Raw genomic sequence first — 19,983 nt, 5'->3', positions numbered from 1 at the left:
ATCGACAAGACAGCGAGGAGTCCATCATGTCCCAGCAACGTTCTCTCACGACAGCCGCCCTGCGCCAATGGCGCGCGCCCCTCACGGCCTTCGCCGCCGCCTGCCTGCTGGCCGCCTGCGGCGGCGGTGGCGTCAGCTCGCCGCCGACCAGCAGCAACAACAATAACAACCCGAGCACGAGCGGTACGCCAAGCACGAGCGGCACCAGCGGTACGTCCACCGGCACCAAGGGCGTAGTCAGCACGGTCGGCCAGACGGCCACCGACCTCGGCAGTACGGTCGGCAACATCAGCGTGCCGGGCCTCGGCGACGGCGTGACGAAGGGTGTCGGCAGCACGCTCTCGAGCACCGGCACGATCGTCGGCGCCGCCGCCGACGCGGTGAGCAACGGGCTGGGGCAGATCGGCACGGCGAAGGATCCGGTCGGCACGACCGTCGCGGGCCTCGGCAACGTGGTCGGCGCGACGAGCAACACGGTGTCCGGCCTGAGCTCGACGGTCAAGGCACTCGGCACCGGCCAGCTCGCACCGCTCGCGCCCGTCACGACGCCGGTCGGCACCGTCCTCGACACGGTGGCCAACGGCTTGACGGCCGCCGGCACGACGCTCGGCTCGACGCTGTCGTCGGGCGCCGTTCAGCAGGTCACGCAACCGCTCAGCTCGGCAATCACGCCGCTCGTGATCACCGCCGGCCAGGTCACGCAACAGGTCGGCACGACGACCGGCCTCGGCCAACCCGTCTCGGGCCTGCTCGGCCAGGTCGGCGGCGCGATCAGCTCGGCGGGCAAGCAGGTGGGCGGCACGTCGAGCCAGCCGCTCGTCGGCGACGTCGGTCAGCTCGTCACGGCGGTCGGCAACACCGTCACCAACGCGGGCGGCCTCGTCAACCCGAACGGCCCGAACGGCGCGGCACCGATCCCCGGCCTGATCACGAGCCTCGTCGGCGGCTCGACGGCGACCGTACAGAACGGCACGTCGTCGGGTTCCGGCTCGACGAATCCGCTCGGCGGCCTGCTGTCGGGTCTCGGCTCGACGCCGCTCGGCTCGCTCACGGGCGCACTCGGCGGCGCGACCGGCGGCTCGGGCAGCAGCCCGCTCGCGCCCGTCACCGGCCTCGTCTCCACCGTCACCGGCGCACTGAGCGGTGCGGCGGGCGGCAGCGGCGGCCCGCTCGCCCCCGTCACGAATCTCGTGTCGACGGTCACGGGCACGCTCGGTGGCGCGACGGGTGGCGCAGGCAGTGCAAACCCTCTCGCGCCTGTCACCGGTTTGCTGAATACTGTCACCGGAGCAGTCGGCGGCGCCGCAGGATCCGGGGGATCGAGCCCGCTCGCACCGGTCACGTCGCTGGTTGGCGGCGTCACGGGTACGGCAACGTCGGGCGGCAGCTCGACGGGGCTGCTGGCACCGGTAACGGGGTTGCTGGGTACGCTGGGTAGCGTTGGCAAGTAAGGAGGACGGTCGCACCTTCGCAGCCGGAGCGAATGGCGCGGCCGTACAAACACAACCGGCATTGCGGCACGCGGCGCGCGGCACCCTGGTGTCGCGCGCCGGCATTACAAAGAAGACGAAGAGCAAGGCCAACGAGGAAGAACAATGAAATCCAGACTCGACAGATGGATGATGCTGCTCGCCATCGCGGCAGCAGGCACGGCACATGCACAAACGCGCGTCGGCGGTAACCCGCTCGACTCCCTGCCCCAGATCAACGCGCCGAAAACCGGCCCGAACGTGACCGTGCAGGTCGCACCGCAAGCACCGCAATTGCAGGAGTTGCTGTCGCGTCACCTGACACCGACCACATTCCAGGTCGAAGGCGTGAAATCCGTTCCGTTCGAAGAGATCTCGCGTCGCTTCACCCCGCTCGTCGGCAAGGACATCACGATCGGCGACCTGATCGAAACCGCCAACGGCGTGACGAAGCTGTACCAGGATCGCGGCTTCGCGCTGTCGTTCGCGTTCGTCCCGGCGCAGACGTTCGAGAACGGCGTCGTGCGCATCACGGTTGTCGAAGGCTATGTGTCGGACGTCAAGGTCACCGGCAAGCCCGGTGCGATGGAATCGAAGATTCGTGCGATCGCCGCGCATATCACTGCCGATCGCCCGCTGCGCCGCGCGACGTTCGAACGCTACGTGAACACCTTCGGCCTGTTGCCCGGCCTCACGGTCAAGGCGAACGTACCGCCGCCGCAAACCACCGACGGTGCCACGATGCTCGAACTCGCGGTCGACCGCAAGCCGTTCAACGTCAGCACCGGTATCGACTTCAACCATCCGGGCGTCCAGGGTCTCATCACCGCGACCGAAAACGGCCTCACGTCGTTCGGCGAGCAACTGAGCATTTCCGCGCTGGCGCCGCCGGGGCGCGACAAGCAAACCTATTTCGCATTCAGCGGAGCGGTACCCGTGGGCAGCAGCGGCCTGATCACGCGCCTCGACGCGAGCACCTATCGCGGCAAGCCGACCGACAACCCGGGGCTGCCGTCGTACGTGCAGCGCACGGTCAAGAACGAGAAGCTGGGTCTTTCGGCATCCTATCCGATACTGTTGAACAACCAGCGCAGCCTGCTCGGCACGGTGTCGGGCTACGCGGCGCACAACGAGGACAACTACCAGAACCAGATCAATGGCGCGACGCTCAACAATCGGTCGCAGGTCCGCGTGCTGCAACTGCAACTTGACTACACCAACGTCCAACCGAAGCAAGTGCGAAAGTTGAGCGTCAACGTAGCCAAGGCGTTCGACATCCTCGGCGCGTCGAAATCGCAGGTCGCCCAGGCCAACGGCTCGACGATCACGTACGCCGACCCGACATCACTGACCTTCGTCCGTACCGGCGCGACCTTCACGCAAACCAACGAGTGGCCGTTCCGGATCGGCACGTCGGTTTCGCTGACCGGACAATACAGCCCCGACTCGCTGCCGACATCCGAGCAGATCTCGTTCGGCTCGACGCGTTACGCGCTCGGCTATCAGCCGGGCGAAGCGTCGGGTGACTCGGGATGGGGGATGTCGCTGGAGGTCAACCGCGGCTTCACGCCGGGCTGGACGTACATGAAATCCGTAACGCCGTACATCGCCTACGACATGGCGCGCGTGTACCTGCACGCGGGCACACCGTCGCCGAACCGCATGTCGTCGGTCGGTATCGGCGTGCGTTTCACCGACAGCCGCTTCTACAGCCTCGACCTGAACGTCGCGAAGCCGGTGGGTGACGCTCCCGTCGAAAGTGCGTCACGCAGCCCGCGCATCAACGCCGCATTCTCGTATCAGCTCAACTGATCGGGCACCCAACAGCCCGCGCCAGCGGGCTGTTTCGATTAGAGTCCCCTCTATCAAACGTGACACGCGGTTTCACGTATTCTGGCGAAGCTCGCAACATGCCCGCCCCATGCAGACGGTCGTGCGGGCAAATCGAACACGACATGCAAAACAAGGAGGACGACAATGATTCAACTGACCCACCCGTTTCGTGCCATCGCCGTCGCCGGCGTACTGCTCGCTTGCGCCGCGCCCACGTTCGCACAAGCAGACAGCCCCATCGGCATGTGGCAAACGATCGACGACAACACGCATCAGCCCAAGGCACTCGTGCAGATCGCCGAGGACGGTGACGGTGCGCTGACCGGCAAGGTCGTGAAGGGCCTCGGCGCGAACGATACGCCTGATCGCCGCTGCACCGCCTGCACGGACGAGCGCAAGGATCAGCTCATCAAGGGCATGACGATCATCAAGGCCATGAAGAAGGATGGCGACCACTGGGACGGCGGCAACATTCTCGACCCGGAGAACGGCAAGGTCTACAAGTGCAAGATGACGCTTGAAGACGGCGGCCAGAAACTCGTCGTGCGCGGTTACATCGGCGTGTCGCTGCTCGGTCGTTCGCAGACCTGGGTTCGCCAGCAATAATGCGGCTCGCGCTTAAACGCGCGGCTCAATGAAAAAATCGGCCTGCGACGAAGTCGTCAGGCCGATTTTGTTTTGGTGCGTGCGTGGCGGGAACTGATGAACATCACGCTGCATGCTTCAGCGTGTCCGACGCATAGCTGCCAGGTGCGCGATATGCGGGCGCCGCATTGCTGCGTGCTTCCGCCGCCTTCGATTGCGTGTGCTTGCGCATCCGCGTGGACAACTCGTTGCACAAATTCACGCCTGCGTCGCCATATAGTTCACGCATGACACTCATCAACGTGCCCGTCTCGTGCCAGACCTTGAAGCGACGATGGCAAGTCTGGTACGAAGGGTAACGACGCGGCATGGCCGACCACGTTGCGCCGCTGTAGATCACCCAGAGCACGCCGTTCAGGACGGCACGCGTATTGGCCAACGGGCGGCCGCGCAACTCGGTGCGCGGCTGCATTTCGGGCAGAAGCGACGCAACGCAGCGCCACTCTTGATCGGTCAGATCGCGATACGGTGTCATGGACATCTCCAGCCTTAGTAACCATGACACAACGATATCGGCTCACCTCAACAATGAATATAAGACAAATCCGAAATTACCCCGAGATTGCTTTAATTTGACCGGAATTGACGATTGAATCCCGTCAATTGCCGGAAATCGCACTCAGGTCAGCGACGTATCGACGATGCGGCGCGGCGTTTCGATGTATTCCTTCGACTGCATCTCGACGATTCGCGAGACCGTACGCGCAAACTCGTTGGCCATCGGGCCTTCGATATACAACTGCTCCGCCGGCACCGCCGCGGACATCAGCAGCTTGACCTTGTGGTCGTACAGCACGTCGATGAGCCACGTGAAGCGCCGCGCCTCGGACGCCATGCGCGGCGACATCTGCGGTACTTCGGACAGCACGATCGCGTGGAAGCGGCTCGCCAGCTCGAGATAGTCGTTCTGCGAGCGCGGGCCGCCGCACAGCGTCGCGAAGTCGAACCATACGACGCCGTCCGCCTTGCGCAGTGCCTTCAGTTCGCGCTTCTCGATATGCAGGAGCGGGCTTTCGTCGGGAACGGCCGCGAGCTTCTGGAACGCATGCCGCAATTCGCGATCGGCATCCGCGCCGAGCGGCGTGTGATACATCTTCACCTGCGCGAGCGTGCGCTGGCGATAATCGACGCCCGCGTCGACATTGAGTACGTCGAGCTTGGACTTGATCAGCGCGATTGCCGGCAGCATGCGGTCGCGATGCAGGCCGTCCGGATACAGGTCGTCGGGATCGTAGTTGGACGTCATCACGAACTGCACGCCGTTGTTGAACAGGCGGTCGAGGAGACGGTACAGGATCATCGCATCGGCAATGTCCGACACGTGGAACTCGTCGAAGCAGATCAACCGGTAGCGCTTCGCGATGCGCCGCGCGAGTTCGTCGAGCGGATCGGCCTGCCCTTTCAGCTCCTCGAGCTCGCGGTGCACTTCGCGCATGAACTCATGGAAATGCAGCCGCGTCTTGCGCTGCACGGGAACGACCGCGTAGAAGCTGTCCATCAGGAAGCTCTTGCCGCGACCGACGCCGCCCCACATGTACACGCCGCGCGGGAGGTCGGGATGATTGATGAGCTTCTTGAATGCGTTCGAGCGGCGCGCCTTGTACTCGACCCATTCGTCGAAACATTGCTGCAGGCGATCGACGGCCGCGCGCTGTGCGGGATCGGACTGATAGCCGCGCGTGGTCAGTTCGCGCGTGTAGTATTCGGTGACGTTCATCGGGCAAACCGGAAAAAACGAAGGCGGACGGGAAACCCCGCCCGCCCTCGTCATGAGACGGCTGCGCCGGCCGATGGCCGGCCGGCGCTATACCGCGCTCAGCTGTTCAGCGAGCGCTTGTCGACGGCGAGCGCCGCTTCGCGCATCACTTCCGACATCGACGGGTGCGGATGGCAGATACGGGCGATGTCTTCCGACGCCGCCTTGAATTCCATCGCCACCACGGCTTCCGCGATCAGGTCCGACGCGTTCGCCGCGATCACGTGCACGCCGAGCAGTTCGTCGGTCTTCGCGTCCGCGATCATCTTCACGAAGCCGTCCGGCGCGTTCATGCCGAGCGCGCGGCCGTTGATCGAGAACGGGAACTTGCCCGACTTGATCTCGCGGCCTTCCGCCTTCAGCTGCTGCTCCGTCTTGCCGACCCATGCGATTTCCGGGTACGTGTAGATCACCCACGGAATGCAGTTGTAGTCGATGTGCGGCTTCTGGCCGTCGATCACTTCCGCGACCAGCACGCCTTCGTCTTCCGCCTTGTGCGCGAGCATCGGGCCACGCACCACGTCGCCGATCGCGTACACGTTCGGCACCGCCGTGCGGCAGTGGTCGTCCACGTCGATGAAGCCGCGCTCGTTCGCCTTCAGGCCGATTGCCTCGAGGCCGAGGTTGTCGGTGTTCGGCACGCGGCCGACCGACACGATCAGGCGGTCGGCGTCGAGCGTCTGCGCGTTGCCGTCCTTGTCCGTGTAGGCGATCGACACGCCATTCGCGGTCGTCTTCACTTCGCCGATCTTCACGCCGAGGTTGATGTCGAGGCCCTGCTTCTTGAACAGCTTGGCCGCTTCCTTCGCGAGCGCTTCGTCGGCTGCGCCGAGGAAGGCCGGCAGCGCTTCGAGCACCGTCACTTCGGCACCGAGGCGACGCCACACCGAGCCGAGCTCGAGGCCGATCACGCCTGCGCCGATCACGGCGAGCTTCTTCGGCACCGAGTCGAACGTCAGCGCACCTTCGTTGTCCGACACGATCTTGTTGTCGACCGGGATGCCCGGCAGGTGACGCGCCTTCGAGCCCGTCGCGATGATCACGTTCTTTGCGGTGACGACTTCGGTTTCACCTTCGCCGCTCACTTCGATCTGCACGCCGGCGTCGGTCTTGCCGGTGAACTTACCATGGCCCTTCAGCCAGGTGATCTTGTTCTTCTTGAACAGGAACTCGATCCCGCTCGTCATCTTCTCGACGATCGCGTCCTTGCGGCCGAGCATCTTCGCGACGTCGATCTTCACGCCGTCGACCGTGATGCCGTGGTCGGCCAGGTGGTGCGACGTGTTCTCGAACTCTTCCGACGATGCGAGCAGCGCCTTCGAGGGGATGCAGCCGACGTTCAGGCACGTACCGCCGAGCTTCAGCGCGCCGGCCGGGTTCTTCCACTTCTCGATACAGGCAACGGTCTTGCCGAGCTGCGCGGCGCGGATCGCGGCGATGTAGCCGCCGGGGCCGGCGCCGATCACGACGACGTCAAATTCCTTGGACATGACAATCCTTTCTTCTTGTGCAGCCGCACGGGCCGCGCGTGTCGCGCGCCCGTGCGGTGCGGGTCAATGCGGTGAAACTCGGCTTACAGGTCGAGCAGCAGGCGTGCCGGATCTTCCAGCGCATCCTTCATCGCGACGAGCGACAGCACGGCTTCGCGGCCGTCGATGATGCGGTGGTCGTACGACAGCGCGAGGTAGTTGATCGGACGGATCACGATCTGGCCGTTTTCGACGACCGGACGCTCCTTCGTCGCGTGCACGCCGAGGATTGCCGATTGCGGCGGGTTGATGATCGGGGTCGACAGCATCGAGCCGAACACGCCGCCGTTCGAGATCGAGAACGTACCGCCCGTCATTTCCTCGATCGACAGCTTGCCGTCCTTCGCCTTCTGGCCGAACTCGGCGATCTTCTTTTCGATCTCGGCGAGGCTCAGTTGATCCGCGTTGCGCAGGATCGGCACGACGAGGCCGCGCGGCGAGCCGACAGCGATACCGATGTCGAAGTAGCCGTGGTAGACGATGTCGTTACCGTCGATCGATGCGTTCACGAGCGGGAACTTCTTCAGCGCGTGGACGGCCGCCTTCACGAAGAACGACATGAAGCCGAGCTTCACGCCATGTTCCTTCTCGAACTTGTCCTTGTACTTGTTGCGCAGCTCCATGACCGGGGCCATGTTCACTTCGTTGAACGTGGTCAGGATCGCGTTGGTCTGCTGCGACTCGAGCAGACGCTCGGCGATACGCGCACGCAGGCGCGACATCGGCACGCGCTGTTCCGGACGGTCGTTCAGCCAGGTCGCGGCCGATGCCGGCACCTTTACTTCCGGCAGCGACGGCTTCGCAGCGGCGGTCTTCGCCGGTGCAGCAGCCGGAGCGGCCTTCGGTGCGCTGCCTGCTGCCAGCGCGTCGCCCTTCGTGACGCGGCCGTCGCGGCCCGAACCCGCGACGTCGCCTGCCGACAGGCCCTTCTCGGCCAGCAGCTTCGATGCGGCCGGCGATGCGGTGGTCGACGATGCGGCTGCAGCGACCGGCTGTGCTGCCGGTGCGGCTGCAGCAGGCGCTGCTGCCGGCTTGACTTCGGCGGCGCCTGCCGCGGCTTCGGCTGCACCTGCCTTCGCTTCGGTGTCGATCGTTGCGATCAGCTGATCGGCAACGACGGTGTCACCGTCGTTCTGCAGCACTTGCGCGAGCACGCCCGCAGCCGGTGCCGGCACTTCGAGCACGACCTTGTCGGTCTCGAGTTCGATCAGGATTTCGTCTTGAGCGACTGCTTCGCCCGGCTTCTTCTTCCACTGCAGCATGGTGGCTTCCGAAACCGACTCCGAAAGCTGGGGGACTTTGACTTCTACGATAGCCATGTGATTTTCCTGGATGCTTAATCTGGGGTGTGACGAGGTTCGTGCGATTCCTTCGGCCGGTGCGGCGCGCAACGCGCCCGGCGGGCCAAAAGAGACGGGAAAGCGCATGGCGCCTTCCCGTTTCGCTTCCGTCGGTTATTTCGCGATCGATGCGCTCTTCAGGCGGCCGAAAGCACCTTCGATGAGGGCCTTCTGCTGCTCGTAGTGCTTCGCGTAGTAGCCAACCGCCGGCGAGGCAGAAGCCGGACGGCCGCTGTATGCCAGCTTCTGCCCTTCCTTCATGCCTTCCTTCAGATGGTGCTCGACGTAGAACCAGGGGCCCTGGTTCTGCGGCTCGTCCTGCACCCAGACCACTTCAGTCGCGTTCTCGTACTTCTTCATTTCGGCTTCGAACTGCTTGTGCGCGAACGGATACAGCTGCTCGATACGGATGATCGCGACGTCGTTCGCCTTCGCTTCGCGGCGATGGGCGACGAGGTCGTAATACACGCGGCCCGAGCATGCCAGCACGCGCTTGACCTTCTTCGCGTCGATGCCGCCGTCGGTTTCGCCCAGCACCGGCTGGAACGAACCCTTCGCGAGTTCCGACAGGTCCGACACCGCTTCCTTGTGACGCAGCAGCGACTTCGGCGTTGCGACGATCAGCGGCTTGCGGAACAGGCGGATCATCTGGCGACGCAGCAGGTGGAAGATCTGCGCCGGCGTCGTCGGTTGAACGACCTGCATGTTGTGATCCGCGCACAGTTGCAGGAAACGCTCGATACGCGTCGACGAGTGCTCCGGACCCTGGCCTTCGTAGCCGTGCGGCAGCAGCATCGTCAGACCCGACACGCGGCCCCACTTCACTTCGCCCGACGAGATGAACTGGTCGATCACGACCTGCGCGCCGTTGACGAAGTCGCCGAACTGCGCTTCCCACAGCACGAGCGTGTTCGGCTCGGCGGTCGAGTAACCGTATTCGAAGCCCAGCACCGCTTCTTCCGACAGCACCGAGTCGATCACCGTGAACTTCGCCTGGCCTTCGGCGATGTTCTGCAGCGGCACGTACGTGCCGTCGTTCCAGCGCTCGCGGTTCTGGTCGTGCAGCACCGCGTGACGGTGCGTGAACGTGCCGCGGCCCGAGTCCTGGCCGGTCAGGCGCACCGAGTAACCCGATGCGACGAGCGACGCGAACGCGAGGTGTTCGCCCATGCCCCAGTCGAGCGGCTGGTCGCCACGCGCCATGTTGCGGCGGTCGTTGATCACGCGCTCGACGAGCGGGTGGACCTTGAAGTTTTCCGGGACCGTCGTGATGCGTTCGCCGAGGCGCTTCAGTTCTGCGAGCGGCACGGCCGTGTCGGCTGCATCCGTCCACTTGCGGTTCAGGAACGGAACCCAGTCGACCGCGTACTTGCTCTTGTAGTTCGACAGGACCGGGTCGACCGTGTGGTGACCGTCGTCCATCGCCTTGCGGTACGCCTTCACGTAGTTGTCGGCGTCTTCCGCGGTGATCACGCCCTGCTGCACGAGCTTCTCGGCGTACAGCGCACGGGTGCCCGGGTGCTGCGCGATCTTCTTGTACATCAGCGGCTGCGTGACCGCCGGCGTGTCCTGCTCGTTGTGACCCAGCTTGCGGAAGCAGACGATGTCGATCACGACATCCTTGTGGAACTGCATCCGGTAGTCGATCGCGATCTGGATCGCGAGCACGACAGCTTCCGGATCGTCACCGTTCACGTGCAGCACCGGCGCTTCGATCATCTTGACGACGTCGGTACAGTACAGCGTCGAGCGCGCATCGCGCGGGTCGGACGTCGTGAAGCCGATCTGGTTGTTGATGACGATGTGCAGCGTGCCGTGCGTGCCGTAGCCGCGCGTCTGTGCGAGGTTCAGCGTTTCCATCACGACGCCCTGGCCAGCGAAGGCCGCGTCACCGTGGATCTGCACCGGCAGCACTTGCAGGCCGTCTTCGTCGCCGCGACGGTCCATCCGCGCCTTCGCGGAACCTTCGACCACCGGGTTCACGATTTCGAGGTGCGACGGGTTGAACGCGAGCGACAGGTGGACCGGGCCGCCTTCCGTCGACACGTCCGACGAGAAGCCCTTGTGGTACTTCACGTCACCGGCCGGCAGGTCGTCGACGTGCTTGCCTTCGAATTCGGCGAACAGGTCGGCCGGCATCTTGCCCAGCGTGTTGACCAGCACGTTCAGACGGCCACGGTGGGCCATGCCGATGATGATTTCCTGCACGCCGCGCTTGCCCGCGTGCTGGACGACTTCGTCCATCGCCGCGATGAAGCTTTCGCCGCCTTCGAGCGAGAAGCGCTTCTGGCCGACGTACTTGGTATGCAGGTAACGCTCGAGGCCTTCGGCGGCCGTCAGGCGATTCAGGATGTGCTTCTTCTCGTCGGCCGAGAAGTTCGGCGTCGCGCGGGTCGACTCCAGGCGCTCCTGCCACCAGCGCTTCTGTTCCGGGTCGCTGATGTACATGTACTCGGCGCCGATCGTGCCGCAGTACGTGTCGCGCAGGCCCTTGACGATGTCACGCAGCGAAGCCTGGTCGAAACCGAAGTACAGGTTGCTTGCGCTGTACGTCTGGTCGAGGTCGCCTTCGGAGAAATCGTAGAACGCGGGTTCGAGCTCGGGAATGGCGGGACGTTCGCGACGCTTCAGGGGATCCAGATTGGCCCATTGCGAGCCGAGGAAGCGATACGCGCTGATGAGGGACTGGACGTGCACCTGCTTGCGTGCCGCAGCCAGATTGGTCGTGCTTTCGCGCGGGATGAAGGCATTGGCCTTCGCGCGCTCGGCGAACGATTCGACGATCGGAAAATGGGCGACGTCATTGGCATTCGAACCGTCCGTTGCAGGCACATTCTGCAGCGCGTCGAAATACTCTCGCCAGTTTTCCGGCACCGATGCCGGATTGTTGAGGTATGCATCGTACAGTTCTTCAACGTACGAAGCATTGCCGCCGAACAGATAGGAGTTCAGCTGAAACTGCTTCATTACATCTGACATTTTACGCTCACCTTTCTTCGAGCTTCTCGAGAAATAGCGGGTTACTCAACCTTCCGCGACACGGCCTGACCGTTTAGCGGATTGCGAATCAAGTCTTGCTTGGAAGGACCTAAAACTTGCGTGCGCGCAGCATATCACAGAACCGATACCGGAGTTCACGGCGAAATGTGCCCGAAAGCACCGCGCGACGGGGTTTTGCCGGATTGCCACGAGCCGCGGGAACAGTGTTTTGCAGACAATCCGATTGCGCGTCGCGCAGATGCAAAAAAGGCTGCCCGCAGGCAGCCTTTTCCGTGACGCAACGAACGGCCGGAACGCTTAGTCGACCGCGCCTTCGCGGCTCGCGCGGCGACGCTCGTGCTCCTTCAGGAAGCGCTTGCGCAGGCGGATCGATTGCGGCGTCACTTCGACGAGCTCGTCGTCGTCGATGAATTCGACCGCGTATTCCAGCGACATCTGGACCGGCGGCACGAGGCGCACCGCTTCGTCGGTACCCGACGCGCGCACGTTGGTCAGCTGCTTGCCCTTGATCGGGTTCACGACGAGGTCGTTGTCGCGGCTGTGGATGCCGATGATCATGCCCTCATAGAGCGCGTCGCCCGGCTTCACGAACATGCGGCCGCGATCCTGCAGCTTCCACAGTGCATAGGCCACGGCAGCGCCGTCGTCCTGCGAGATCAGCACGCCGTTGCGGCGCTCGAACACCGAGCCGTCCTTGACCGGTGCGTACGAGTCGAAGATGTGGCTCATCAGGCCCGTGCCGCGCGTGAGCGTCAGGAATTCGCTCTGGAAGCCGATCAGGCCACGCGCCGAGATCTTGTACTCCAGACGCGTGCGACCGCGGCCGTCCGACGCCATGTCGAGCATCTCGCCCTTGCGGCGGCCGAGCTCTTCCATCACGCCACCCTGATGCTCGTCCTCGACGTCGACGGTCAGCAGTTCGTACGGCTCGTGACGCACACCGTCGATTTCCTGCATCACGACGCGCGGACGCGACACGGCCAGCTCGTAGCCTTCACGCCGCATGTTCTCGACGAGAATCGTCAGGTGCAGCTCACCACGACCCGACACTTCGAACACCGTTTCGTCGCCGGTGTCCTTCACGCGCAGCGCGACGTTGTGGTTCAGCTCCTTCATCAGGCGGTCGCGGATCTGGCGGCTCGTGACGAACTTGCCTTCGCGGCCGGCGAGCGGCGACGAGTTGACGAGGAAGTTCATCGTCAGCGTCGGTTCGTCGACGGTGATCATCGGCAGCGCTTCCGGCGTATCCACCGCGCAGATCGTCGCGCCGATGCCGACGTCTTCAATACCGTTGATCAGCACGATGTCGCCCGCTTCGGCCGATTCGACCTGCACGCGCTCGAGACCCGTGAACGACAGCACCTGGTTGATCTTGCGGTTCAGCACTTCGCCTTCCGGGCCGAAGCGCATCGCGACCGGCTGGCCCGGCTTGATGCGACCGCGCGTGATGCGGCCGACGCCGATCCGGCCGACGTACGTCGAATAATCGAGCGACGTGATCTGCAGCTGCAGCGGTGCGTCCGGATCCGCCGGGCGGACCGGCACGTGCTCGAGGACTGCCTCGAACAGCGGGCGCATGTCGCCTTCGCGCGCGGCCGGGTCGAGCGACGCATAGCCGTTCAGGCCCGATGCGTAGACGATCGGGAAATCGAGCTGCTCTTCGGTTGCGCCGAGCTTGTCGAACAGGTCGAAGGTCTGGTTGATGACCCAGTCGATCCGCGCACCCGGACGGTCGATCTTGTTGACGATGACGATCGGCTTCAGGCCGAGCGCGAGCGCCTTCTTCGTGACGAAGCGGGTCTGCGGCATCGGGCCCTCGACCGCGTCGACGAGCAGCAGCACCGAGTCGACCATCGACAGCACGCGCTCCACCTCGCCACCGAAGTCCGCGTGCCCCGGCGTGTCGACGATGTTGATGTGCGTGCCTTCGTACTCGACCGCGCAGTTCTTCGCGAGAATCGTGATCCCGCGCTCTTTTTCGATGTCGTTCGAGTCCATCACCCGCTCGGCAATCTGCTGGTTCTCGCGGAAGGTGCCGGACTGGCGAAGCAGTTGGTCGACGAGCGTAGTCTTGCCGTGGTCGACGTGGGCGATGATGGCGATATTGCGAAGGGCGCGGGTCATAGAAACCTGGAAATCGTTTGAACGCGCAAAAGCGCCCGCTCGTTTTTCACGGGCGCGCGCATTGCAGCTTGGAAAGCCACAAATTATAGCACGTGCGGATGTCGGGAGCTGACCGGCACGTTGCGACGCAACACCAGACGACCGCACACCCTCCCCTCGAACCCGCCGGTCGGCCGAAGCCCGCGCCATTGGCAAGCCCCAAAAACCTTATTGGGATAGTGGATTTATGGGACACAAAGCGCGCCCTTTGCCGTTCGATTAACATTTGCCGCGGCAAGCAACTGTGCCTATACTGCTGCCTAGTCAACTATTGCAGCTTCAGGGTTTTATGTCGGATTCTTCTACCCAACCGCCCGTCTCGCCGCTGTCCTCGTATCAGATGAACGACAGCGTCGGTTATCTGATGTCGCGCGTGAAGTCCGTGATGACCAACCTCGTCACGCAACGCACGCAGGAGGAGCTCGGCATCACGGGCACGCAGGCGAGCATGCTGTTCATGATCGCGGTCGGCAAATGCTCGACGGCCGCCGAGCTCGCGCGCGAGTACGGGATCGACGCGAGCGCGGTCACGCGCCTGCTCGACCGGGTCGAGAAACGCGGCCTGCTTTCTCGCGTCCGCAGTGTCGAGGATCGGCGCGTCGTGCGCCTCGAGCTGACCGACGAAGGCCGTGCGCTCGCCGAACGGCTGCCGCCGATTTTCCGCAGCGTGCTCGACCAGGTGCTGGACGGGTTTACGCCGGAGGAAGTCGGGTTCCTGAAGAGCATGCTGCGCCGCATTCTCAGCAACTACTGCGAGACCGCCGGCGGCAGCATCACGTAATAGTTGCCATAACAATTACTTTTGACAGATTAATGTAAGGAAATCCTTGCAGTGTCCATCATTCATTCCGAGTCAGGGATCAGCGCGATGAAATCCTCCCCGTTGTCCGTGCGCGCCGGGTCGTGCCGCGCCGCCATCGCCGCCGCGGTCGCCGCACTGGCACTGGCGGGCTGCGCGAACTACATCGGCATCAAGAGCGACAAGCAGATCGCCCCCGCGTCGCAATTCGAATCCGCCCAGAGCCTGCCGGCCCAGGGCGGCCAGTGGCCGGCGCTCGACTGGGCCAGCCAGTTCGGCGATCCGCAACTGCCGAAGCTGATCGACGAAGCCCTGCAGGGCAATCCGTCGATCGCGCAGGCGCAGGCGCGCATCGCAAAGGCGTCGTCATACATCGAATCGTCGCGCTCGAACCTGATGCCGAAGGCGGAAGCCAGCTATTCGTGGACGCGCGAGCTGTATTCGTCGAACGCGCTGTTCCCGCCCCCGTACGGCGGTCAGTGGTACAGCGAAAACAACGCGCTCGCGAGCGCGTCGTGGGAACTCGACCTGTGGGGCAAGAACCGCGAGCGCCTGCATACCGCCGTGTCGCAGGAAAAAGCCGCCGAAGCCGACATGCAGCAGGCACGCATCACGCTCGCGTCGTCGGTCGCACGCACCTACAACTCGCTCGCGCAACTCTATGCGCTGCGCGATATCGCGCAGCGCGAGATCACCAACCGCGAGACGGTCGGCAAGATCACCGACGGCCGCGTGTCGGCCGGCCTCGACACCAACGTCGAACGCCAGACGGCGCGCGGCAATATCGCGACGACCCAGGCTTCGCTGTCCGATCTCGATGGCCAGATCACGACGGTGCGCTACCAGCTCGCCGCGCTGCTCGGCAAGGGCCCGGACCGCGGGCTGCAGATCGCCGCGCCCGTGGTGAACCCGAGCGGTGAAGTCGCCCTGCCCGGCAACCTGCCGGCCGATCTCGTGTCGCGCCGCCCCGACATCGTCGCCGCGCGCTGGCAGGTCGAAGCCGCGATGCACGACGTGAAGGAAGCGAAGGCCGAGTTCTATCCCGACGTGAACCTCGCGGCCGGCTTCGGCTTCGATGCGTTCGGCTGGGGCAAATTCCTGAACTTCGCGAGCCGTCAGGCGCAGTTCGGCCCGGCGATCCACCTGCCGATTTTCGATGCCGGCGCGCTGCGCGCGCAGCTCAAGGGCCGCTACGCGGACTTCGACCTGTCGGTGGCGAACTACAACCAGACGCTGATCAGTGCGCTGAACGACGTCGCGACGCAGGTCGCATCGATCCGCGCGGTCGATCGCCAGATGGGCGATGCGCAACGCGCACTCGACGCATCGACGCGCGCCTATGACCTCGCGGTCATCCGCTACAAGGCCGGCCTGTCGCCGCAACTGCAGGTGCTGACCGCGGACAGCAACCGCCTCGCATCGGAGCAGACGGTGACCAACCTGAAGATGCGCCGCCGCGACATGCAGCTCGCGCTGATCAAGGCGCTGGGTGGCGGGTTCGACGCGACCGGCACGCCGCTCGCCGCACCCGATGCCGACAAGCCGACAAAACAGGCCGCCAACTGATCCGGCGCCACCACTACGCAGACACTCGAAATAACGGACGGAGAAAATCGCCATGAGCGACCAACAAAACGCCGCCAGCGCGCAGCCGCAGAACAACGGCAAGCGCAAGCGAATGATGACGCTGCTCGTCGCGGTCATCGTGATCGCGGCCATTGCGTACGGCCTGTATTACTTCCTCGTCGCCCGCTTCCATGAAGGAACCGACGACGCGTACGTGAACGGCAACGTCGTGCAGATCACGCCGCAAGTCACCGGCACCGTGATCGCGGTGAAGGCCGACGATACGCAGACCGTCAAGGCCGGCGATCCGCTCGTCGTGCTCGACCCGGCCGACTCGCAGGTCGCGCTGCAACAGGCGGAAGCCAATCTCGCGCAAACGGTGCGCCAGGTGCGCGGCCTGTTCGTCAACGACGACCAGTACCGCGCGCAAGTCGCGCTGCGCCAGTCCGACCTGTCGAAGGCGCAGGACGACCTGCGTCGCCGCCTCGCCGTCGCGCAGACGGGCGCCGTGTCGCAGGAAGAGATCTCGCATGCCCGCGACGCGGTGAAGGCCGCGCAGGCGTCGGTCGACGCCGCGCAGCAGCAGCTCGCATCGAATCGCGCATTGACCGCGAACACGACGATCGCATCGCACCCGAACGTGATGGCCGCCGCCGCGAAGGTGCGCGACGCGTACCTTGCGAACGCACGTAACGTGCTGCCCGCGCCGGTCACTGGTTACGTCGCGAAGCGCTCGGTGCAGGTCGGCCAGCGCGTGTCGCCCGGCAACCCGCTGATGTCGGTGGTGCCGCTCAATGCCGTGTGGGTCGACGCGAACTTCAAGGAAGTCCAGTTGAAGCACATGCGCATCGGCCAGCCGGTCGAGATGACGGCCGACATCTATGGCTCGTCGGTCACGTACCACGGCAAGGTGGTCGGCTTCTCGGCCGGTACGGGCTCGGCGTTCTCGCTGTTGCCGGCGCAGAACGCGACGGGTAACTGGATCAAGGTCGTGCAGCGCCTGCCGGTGCGGATCGAACTCGATCCGAAGGATCTCGACAAGCACCCGCTGCGCATCGGCCTGTCGATGCAGGTCGACGTGGACATCAAGGACGAACGCGGCGACCAGCTCGTGAACGCACCGAACACCGTCTACGAGACCAACGTGTTCGCGAAGTACGGCGACGAAGCCGATGCCGAAATCGCCCGCATCATCGCCGAGAACGCAGGCGGCAACGCATCCGCGCCGGCCGCGGCGAAGTCGAATGCCGTCGCGAAGATGATGTAACCGTTCCGACTCCGGAAAAAGCAACCGACATGGCACAGGCTCCTGTCTCTCACCCGCCCTTGCAGGGCGGGCAACTCGTGATCGGGACGATCGCGGTATCGCTCGCGGTGTTCATGAACGTGCTCGACACGTCCATCGCGAACGTCGCGATCCCGACCATCTCGGGCGACCTCGGCGTGTCGTCCGACCAGGGCACGTGGGTCATCACGTCGTTCGCGGTCGCGAACGCGATCTCGGTGCCGCTGACCGGCTGGCTGACCGACCGCTTCGGGCAGGTGCGCCTGTTCCTCGCGTCGATCATCCTGTTCGTGATTTCGTCGTGGATGTGCGGTCTCTCGCCCAACCTGCCGTTCCTGCTCGGGTCGCGCGTGCTGCAAGGCGCGGTGGCCGGCCCGATGATTCCGCTGTCGCAAGCGCTCCTGCTGTCGAGCTATCCACGCGCCAAGGCACCGATGGCGCTCGCGCTATGGGCGATGACGACGCTGATCGCGCCCGTCGCCGGCCCGATCCTCGGCGGCTGGATCTCGGACAACTACTCGTGGCCGTGGATCTTCTACGTCAACATCCCGGTCGGCATCGCCGCCGCCGCCGCGACGTGGGCGATCTATCGCAACCGGGAGTCGGCCGTGCGCCGCGCGCCGATCGACGGCGTAGGCCTCGCGCTGCTGGTCATCTGGGTCGGATCGCTGCAGATCATGCTCGACAAGGGCAAGGATCTCGACTGGTTCGCGTCGACGACCATCATCGTGCTCGCGCTGACCGCCGTCATTGCGTTCGCGTTCTTCGTCATCTGGGAATTGACTGCCGAGCACCCGGTCGTCGACCTGTCGCTGTTCCGCATGCGGAACTTCACCGGCGGCACGGTTGCGCTGTCGATCGGGTACGGCCTGTACTTCGGCAACCTCGTGCTGTTGCCGCTGTGGCTGCAGACGCAGATCGGCTACACCGCGACCGACGCCGGTCTCGTGATGGCGCCGGTCGGGCTGTTCGCGATCCTGCTGTCGCCGCTCACCGGGAAGTATCTGCCGCGCACTGATCCGCGCTTCATCTCCACGGCGTCGTTCCTGACGTTTGCGCTGTGCTTCTGGATGCGCTCGCGCTACACGACGGGCGTCGACGAATGGTCGCTGACGCTGCCGACGCTCGTGCAGGGCATCGCGATGGCCGGCTTCTTCATCCCGCTGGTGTCGATCACGCTGTCCGGCCTGCCCGGCCACCGCATCCCCGCGGCATCGGGCTTGTCGAACTTCGTGCGGATCATGTGCGGCGGCATCGGCACGTCGATCTTCCAGACCGCCTGGGACCATCGCAACAACTTCCACCACGCGCAACTAGTCGAGCAGGCGAACGTCTACAACCCGGCGTTCAACCAGGCCGTCACGCAGATGGGCAACCTCGGGCTGACGCAGGATCAGGCGCACGGGCTGATCAACAACATGGCCACGCAGCAGGCCGCGCAGCTCGGCGTGAACGACCTGTTCTACATCTCGGCGGCAATCTTCGTGCTGCTGATCGGGCTGATCTGGATCACGAAACCCGAGCGCTCGGGCGGCGGCGATGCAGGTGCCGCGGCATCGGCTGCACACTGAACACGCAGCCTGGACGCAAACAAAAAGCCCGGTCGACATCGACCGGGCTTTTTCATTCGAGCGGGAGCGTTCCCGCGGCTGCGTCAGGCCGCCGTGACGACGAGCCGTTCCGGCGCCAGTACGCCGTTCGTCTTGCGCGCCACGCCGAGCAGCCGAGTGGCGTCATAGACGCGCACACGCTCGCCTTCGGCCGCGTCGATCGGATCGAGCGCCGACAGCGGCAGGCGCTGGCCGTGCAGGAACCGTTTCGCGCTGGTTTCATCGAGACGAACCAGCGGAAACGTCGACAGCAACGCGTCGACCGGCTGGAGCCACGCATCGCGCGACGCTTCGTCCGCATCGGACAGCGCATCGAGCGTCACCGCATGCTCGAGCGTCAGCGCGCCGACGCCCGTGCGACGCAGCATCGTCAGATGCGCGCCGCAACCGAGCGCCTCGCCGATATCCTCCGCCAACGTACGCACGTAAGTGCCCTTGCTGCAGGTCACGCGAAACGTCACGTCAGGCAGGTCGCACGCAAGCAGGTCGAGTGCGAGGATCGTCACGTTGCGGCCCTCGCGCTCGACGGTCTGCCCCGCCCGCGCATATTCGTACAGCGGCTTGCCGTCACGCTTGAGCGCCGAATACATCGGCGGCACCTGCACGATCTCGCCGGTGAAGCGCACGAGTGCGGCTTCCACCGCCGCGTGGTCGCATTCGACGGGCCGCGTCTCGATCACTTCGCCTTCCGCGTCGCCGGTGGCCGTACGCTGACCGAGACGCATCGTCGCCTCGTAGGTCTTGTCCGCTTCGAGCAGATCCTGCGAGAACTTCGTCGCCTCGCCGAAGCACAGCGGCAGCAGGCCGGAAGCCAATGGATCGAGCGTGCCGGTGTGACCGGCTTTTTTCGCGAGCAGCAGACGCTTCGCGCGAATCAGCGCATCGTTACTCGACAGGCCGACCGGCTTGTCGAGCAGGAGGACACCGTCCAGCACGCGCCGGGGCACGCGCGGACGTTGGGGTGCTGCAGTCGTCATAGGCCGGTCGA

General features: G+C 64.6%; 14 protein-coding genes. 7 read left to right on the top strand and 7 right to left on the bottom strand.

What is annotated here, in order from left to right; genetic code table 11:
* The first annotated feature begins 26 nt into the window (after nt 1–26).
* The 3 genes from CFB41_RS07750 (at nt 27) to CFB41_RS07740 (ending at nt 3,908) form a co-directional block, all read left to right on the top strand.
* Nucleotides 27–1,451 carry a collagen-like triple helix repeat-containing protein gene (locus CFB41_RS07750; RefSeq protein ID WP_089456103.1) on the top strand — a complete coding sequence of 475 codons (1,425 nt, stop codon included), beginning with the start codon at nt 27–29 and terminating at the stop codon, nt 1,449–1,451.
* 144 nt (nt 1,452–1,595) lie between these two features.
* On the top strand, nt 1,596–3,281 hold the full coding sequence (locus tag CFB41_RS07745; RefSeq protein ID WP_089456102.1) for a ShlB/FhaC/HecB family hemolysin secretion/activation protein: 1,686 nt from the start codon (nt 1,596–1,598) through the stop codon (nt 3,279–3,281).
* Nucleotides 3,282–3,446: 165 nt separating this feature from the next.
* Nucleotides 3,447–3,908, top strand: coding sequence for a DUF2147 domain-containing protein (locus CFB41_RS07740; protein ID WP_089439957.1), 462 nt, complete (start codon nt 3,447–3,449; stop codon nt 3,906–3,908).
* A 103-nt stretch (nt 3,909–4,011) separates the two neighbouring features.
* On the opposite strand, the gene CFB41_RS07735 is transcribed toward CFB41_RS07740, so the two are convergent.
* The 6 genes from CFB41_RS07735 to typA form a co-directional block, all read right to left on the bottom strand.
* Entirely contained in the window at nt 4,012–4,422 is a 411-nt protein-coding gene (locus tag CFB41_RS07735; RefSeq protein ID WP_089494720.1) for a transposase, read from the bottom strand.
* 144 nt (nt 4,423–4,566) lie between these two features.
* Nucleotides 4,567–5,664, bottom strand: a complete 1,098-nt coding sequence (zapE, locus tag CFB41_RS07730) for a cell division protein ZapE (protein WP_089439955.1) — start codon at nt 5,662–5,664, stop codon at nt 4,567–4,569.
* 98 nt (nt 5,665–5,762) lie between these two features.
* On the bottom strand, nt 5,763–7,193 hold the full coding sequence (gene lpdA, locus CFB41_RS07725) for a dihydrolipoyl dehydrogenase (RefSeq protein WP_089425219.1): 1,431 nt from the start codon (nt 7,191–7,193) through the stop codon (nt 5,763–5,765).
* Between the two features lie 83 nt (nt 7,194–7,276).
* Entirely contained in the window at nt 7,277–8,551 is a 1,275-nt protein-coding gene (gene odhB, locus CFB41_RS07720) for a 2-oxoglutarate dehydrogenase complex dihydrolipoyllysine-residue succinyltransferase (RefSeq protein WP_089456100.1), read from the bottom strand.
* A gap of 135 nt (nt 8,552–8,686) precedes the next feature.
* The gene (locus CFB41_RS07715; RefSeq protein ID WP_069247825.1) at nt 8,687–11,551 is read right to left on the bottom strand and encodes a 2-oxoglutarate dehydrogenase E1 component; all 2,865 of its coding nucleotides are present in this window, start codon (nt 11,549–11,551) and stop codon (nt 8,687–8,689) included.
* Nucleotides 11,552–11,869: 318 nt separating this feature from the next.
* The gene (gene typA / locus CFB41_RS07710; protein WP_021162397.1) at nt 11,870–13,696 is read right to left on the bottom strand and encodes a translational GTPase TypA; all 1,827 of its coding nucleotides are present in this window, start codon (nt 13,694–13,696) and stop codon (nt 11,870–11,872) included.
* Between the two features lie 328 nt (nt 13,697–14,024).
* Here typA and CFB41_RS07705 point away from each other — a divergent pair, with 328 nt between their 5' ends.
* From CFB41_RS07705 to CFB41_RS07690, 4 genes are all read left to right on the top strand, one after another.
* Entirely contained in the window at nt 14,025–14,516 is a 492-nt protein-coding gene (locus tag CFB41_RS07705) for a MarR family winged helix-turn-helix transcriptional regulator (RefSeq protein WP_069247824.1), read from the top strand.
* Between the two features lie 87 nt (nt 14,517–14,603).
* A complete protein-coding gene (locus CFB41_RS07700) occupies nt 14,604–16,100 on the top strand; it encodes an efflux transporter outer membrane subunit (protein WP_089456099.1) in 1,497 nt (498 codons plus the stop codon).
* Nucleotides 16,101–16,152: 52 nt separating this feature from the next.
* Nucleotides 16,153–17,367 carry an HlyD family secretion protein gene (locus CFB41_RS07695; protein ID WP_089439951.1) on the top strand — a complete coding sequence of 405 codons (1,215 nt, stop codon included), beginning with the start codon at nt 16,153–16,155 and terminating at the stop codon, nt 17,365–17,367.
* Between the two features lie 29 nt (nt 17,368–17,396).
* Nucleotides 17,397–18,956, top strand: a complete 1,560-nt coding sequence (locus CFB41_RS07690; protein ID WP_089456098.1) for a DHA2 family efflux MFS transporter permease subunit — start codon at nt 17,397–17,399, stop codon at nt 18,954–18,956.
* Between the two features lie 83 nt (nt 18,957–19,039).
* Here CFB41_RS07690 and truB read toward each other — a convergent pair whose 3' ends face one another.
* Nucleotides 19,040–19,972, bottom strand: coding sequence for a tRNA pseudouridine(55) synthase TruB (truB, locus tag CFB41_RS07685; protein WP_089456097.1), 933 nt, complete (start codon nt 19,970–19,972; stop codon nt 19,040–19,042).
* Nucleotides 19,973–19,983 lie beyond the last annotated feature (11 nt).

The organism is Burkholderia sp. AU33803 (assembly GCF_002223095.1).
Taxonomy (GTDB): Bacteria; Pseudomonadota; Gammaproteobacteria; order Burkholderiales; family Burkholderiaceae; genus Burkholderia.
This window is presented reverse-complemented; position numbering and strand designations above follow the sequence as displayed.

Bases quoted from the DNA above. Each gene is read 5' to 3' on its own strand.
- CFB41_RS07750 (WP_089456103.1), top strand. From the start codon at position 27: ATGTCCCAGCAACGTTCTCTCACGACAGCCGCCCTGCGCCAATGGCGC.
- CFB41_RS07745 (WP_089456102.1), top strand. From the start codon at position 1,596: ATGAAATCCAGACTCGACAGATGGATGATGCTGCTCGCCATCGCGGCA.
- CFB41_RS07740 (WP_089439957.1), top strand. From the start codon at position 3,447: ATGATTCAACTGACCCACCCGTTTCGTGCCATCGCCGTCGCCGGCGTA.
- CFB41_RS07735 (WP_089494720.1), bottom strand. From the start codon at position 4,422: ATGACACCGTATCGCGATCTGACCGATCAAGAGTGGCGCTGCGTTGCG.
- zapE (WP_089439955.1), bottom strand. From the start codon at position 5,664: ATGAACGTCACCGAATACTACACGCGCGAACTGACCACGCGCGGCTAT.
- lpdA (WP_089425219.1), bottom strand. From the start codon at position 7,193: ATGTCCAAGGAATTTGACGTCGTCGTGATCGGCGCCGGCCCCGGCGGC.
- odhB (WP_089456100.1), bottom strand. From the start codon at position 8,551: ATGGCTATCGTAGAAGTCAAAGTCCCCCAGCTTTCGGAGTCGGTTTCG.
- CFB41_RS07715 (WP_069247825.1), bottom strand. From the start codon at position 11,551: ATGTCAGATGTAATGAAGCAGTTTCAGCTGAACTCCTATCTGTTCGGC.
- typA (WP_021162397.1), bottom strand. From the start codon at position 13,696: ATGACCCGCGCCCTTCGCAATATCGCCATCATCGCCCACGTCGACCAC.
- CFB41_RS07705 (WP_069247824.1), top strand. From the start codon at position 14,025: ATGTCGGATTCTTCTACCCAACCGCCCGTCTCGCCGCTGTCCTCGTAT.
- CFB41_RS07700 (WP_089456099.1), top strand. From the start codon at position 14,604: ATGAAATCCTCCCCGTTGTCCGTGCGCGCCGGGTCGTGCCGCGCCGCC.
- CFB41_RS07695 (WP_089439951.1), top strand. From the start codon at position 16,153: ATGAGCGACCAACAAAACGCCGCCAGCGCGCAGCCGCAGAACAACGGC.
- CFB41_RS07690 (WP_089456098.1), top strand. From the start codon at position 17,397: ATGGCACAGGCTCCTGTCTCTCACCCGCCCTTGCAGGGCGGGCAACTC.
- truB (WP_089456097.1), bottom strand. From the start codon at position 19,972: ATGACGACTGCAGCACCCCAACGTCCGCGCGTGCCCCGGCGCGTGCTG.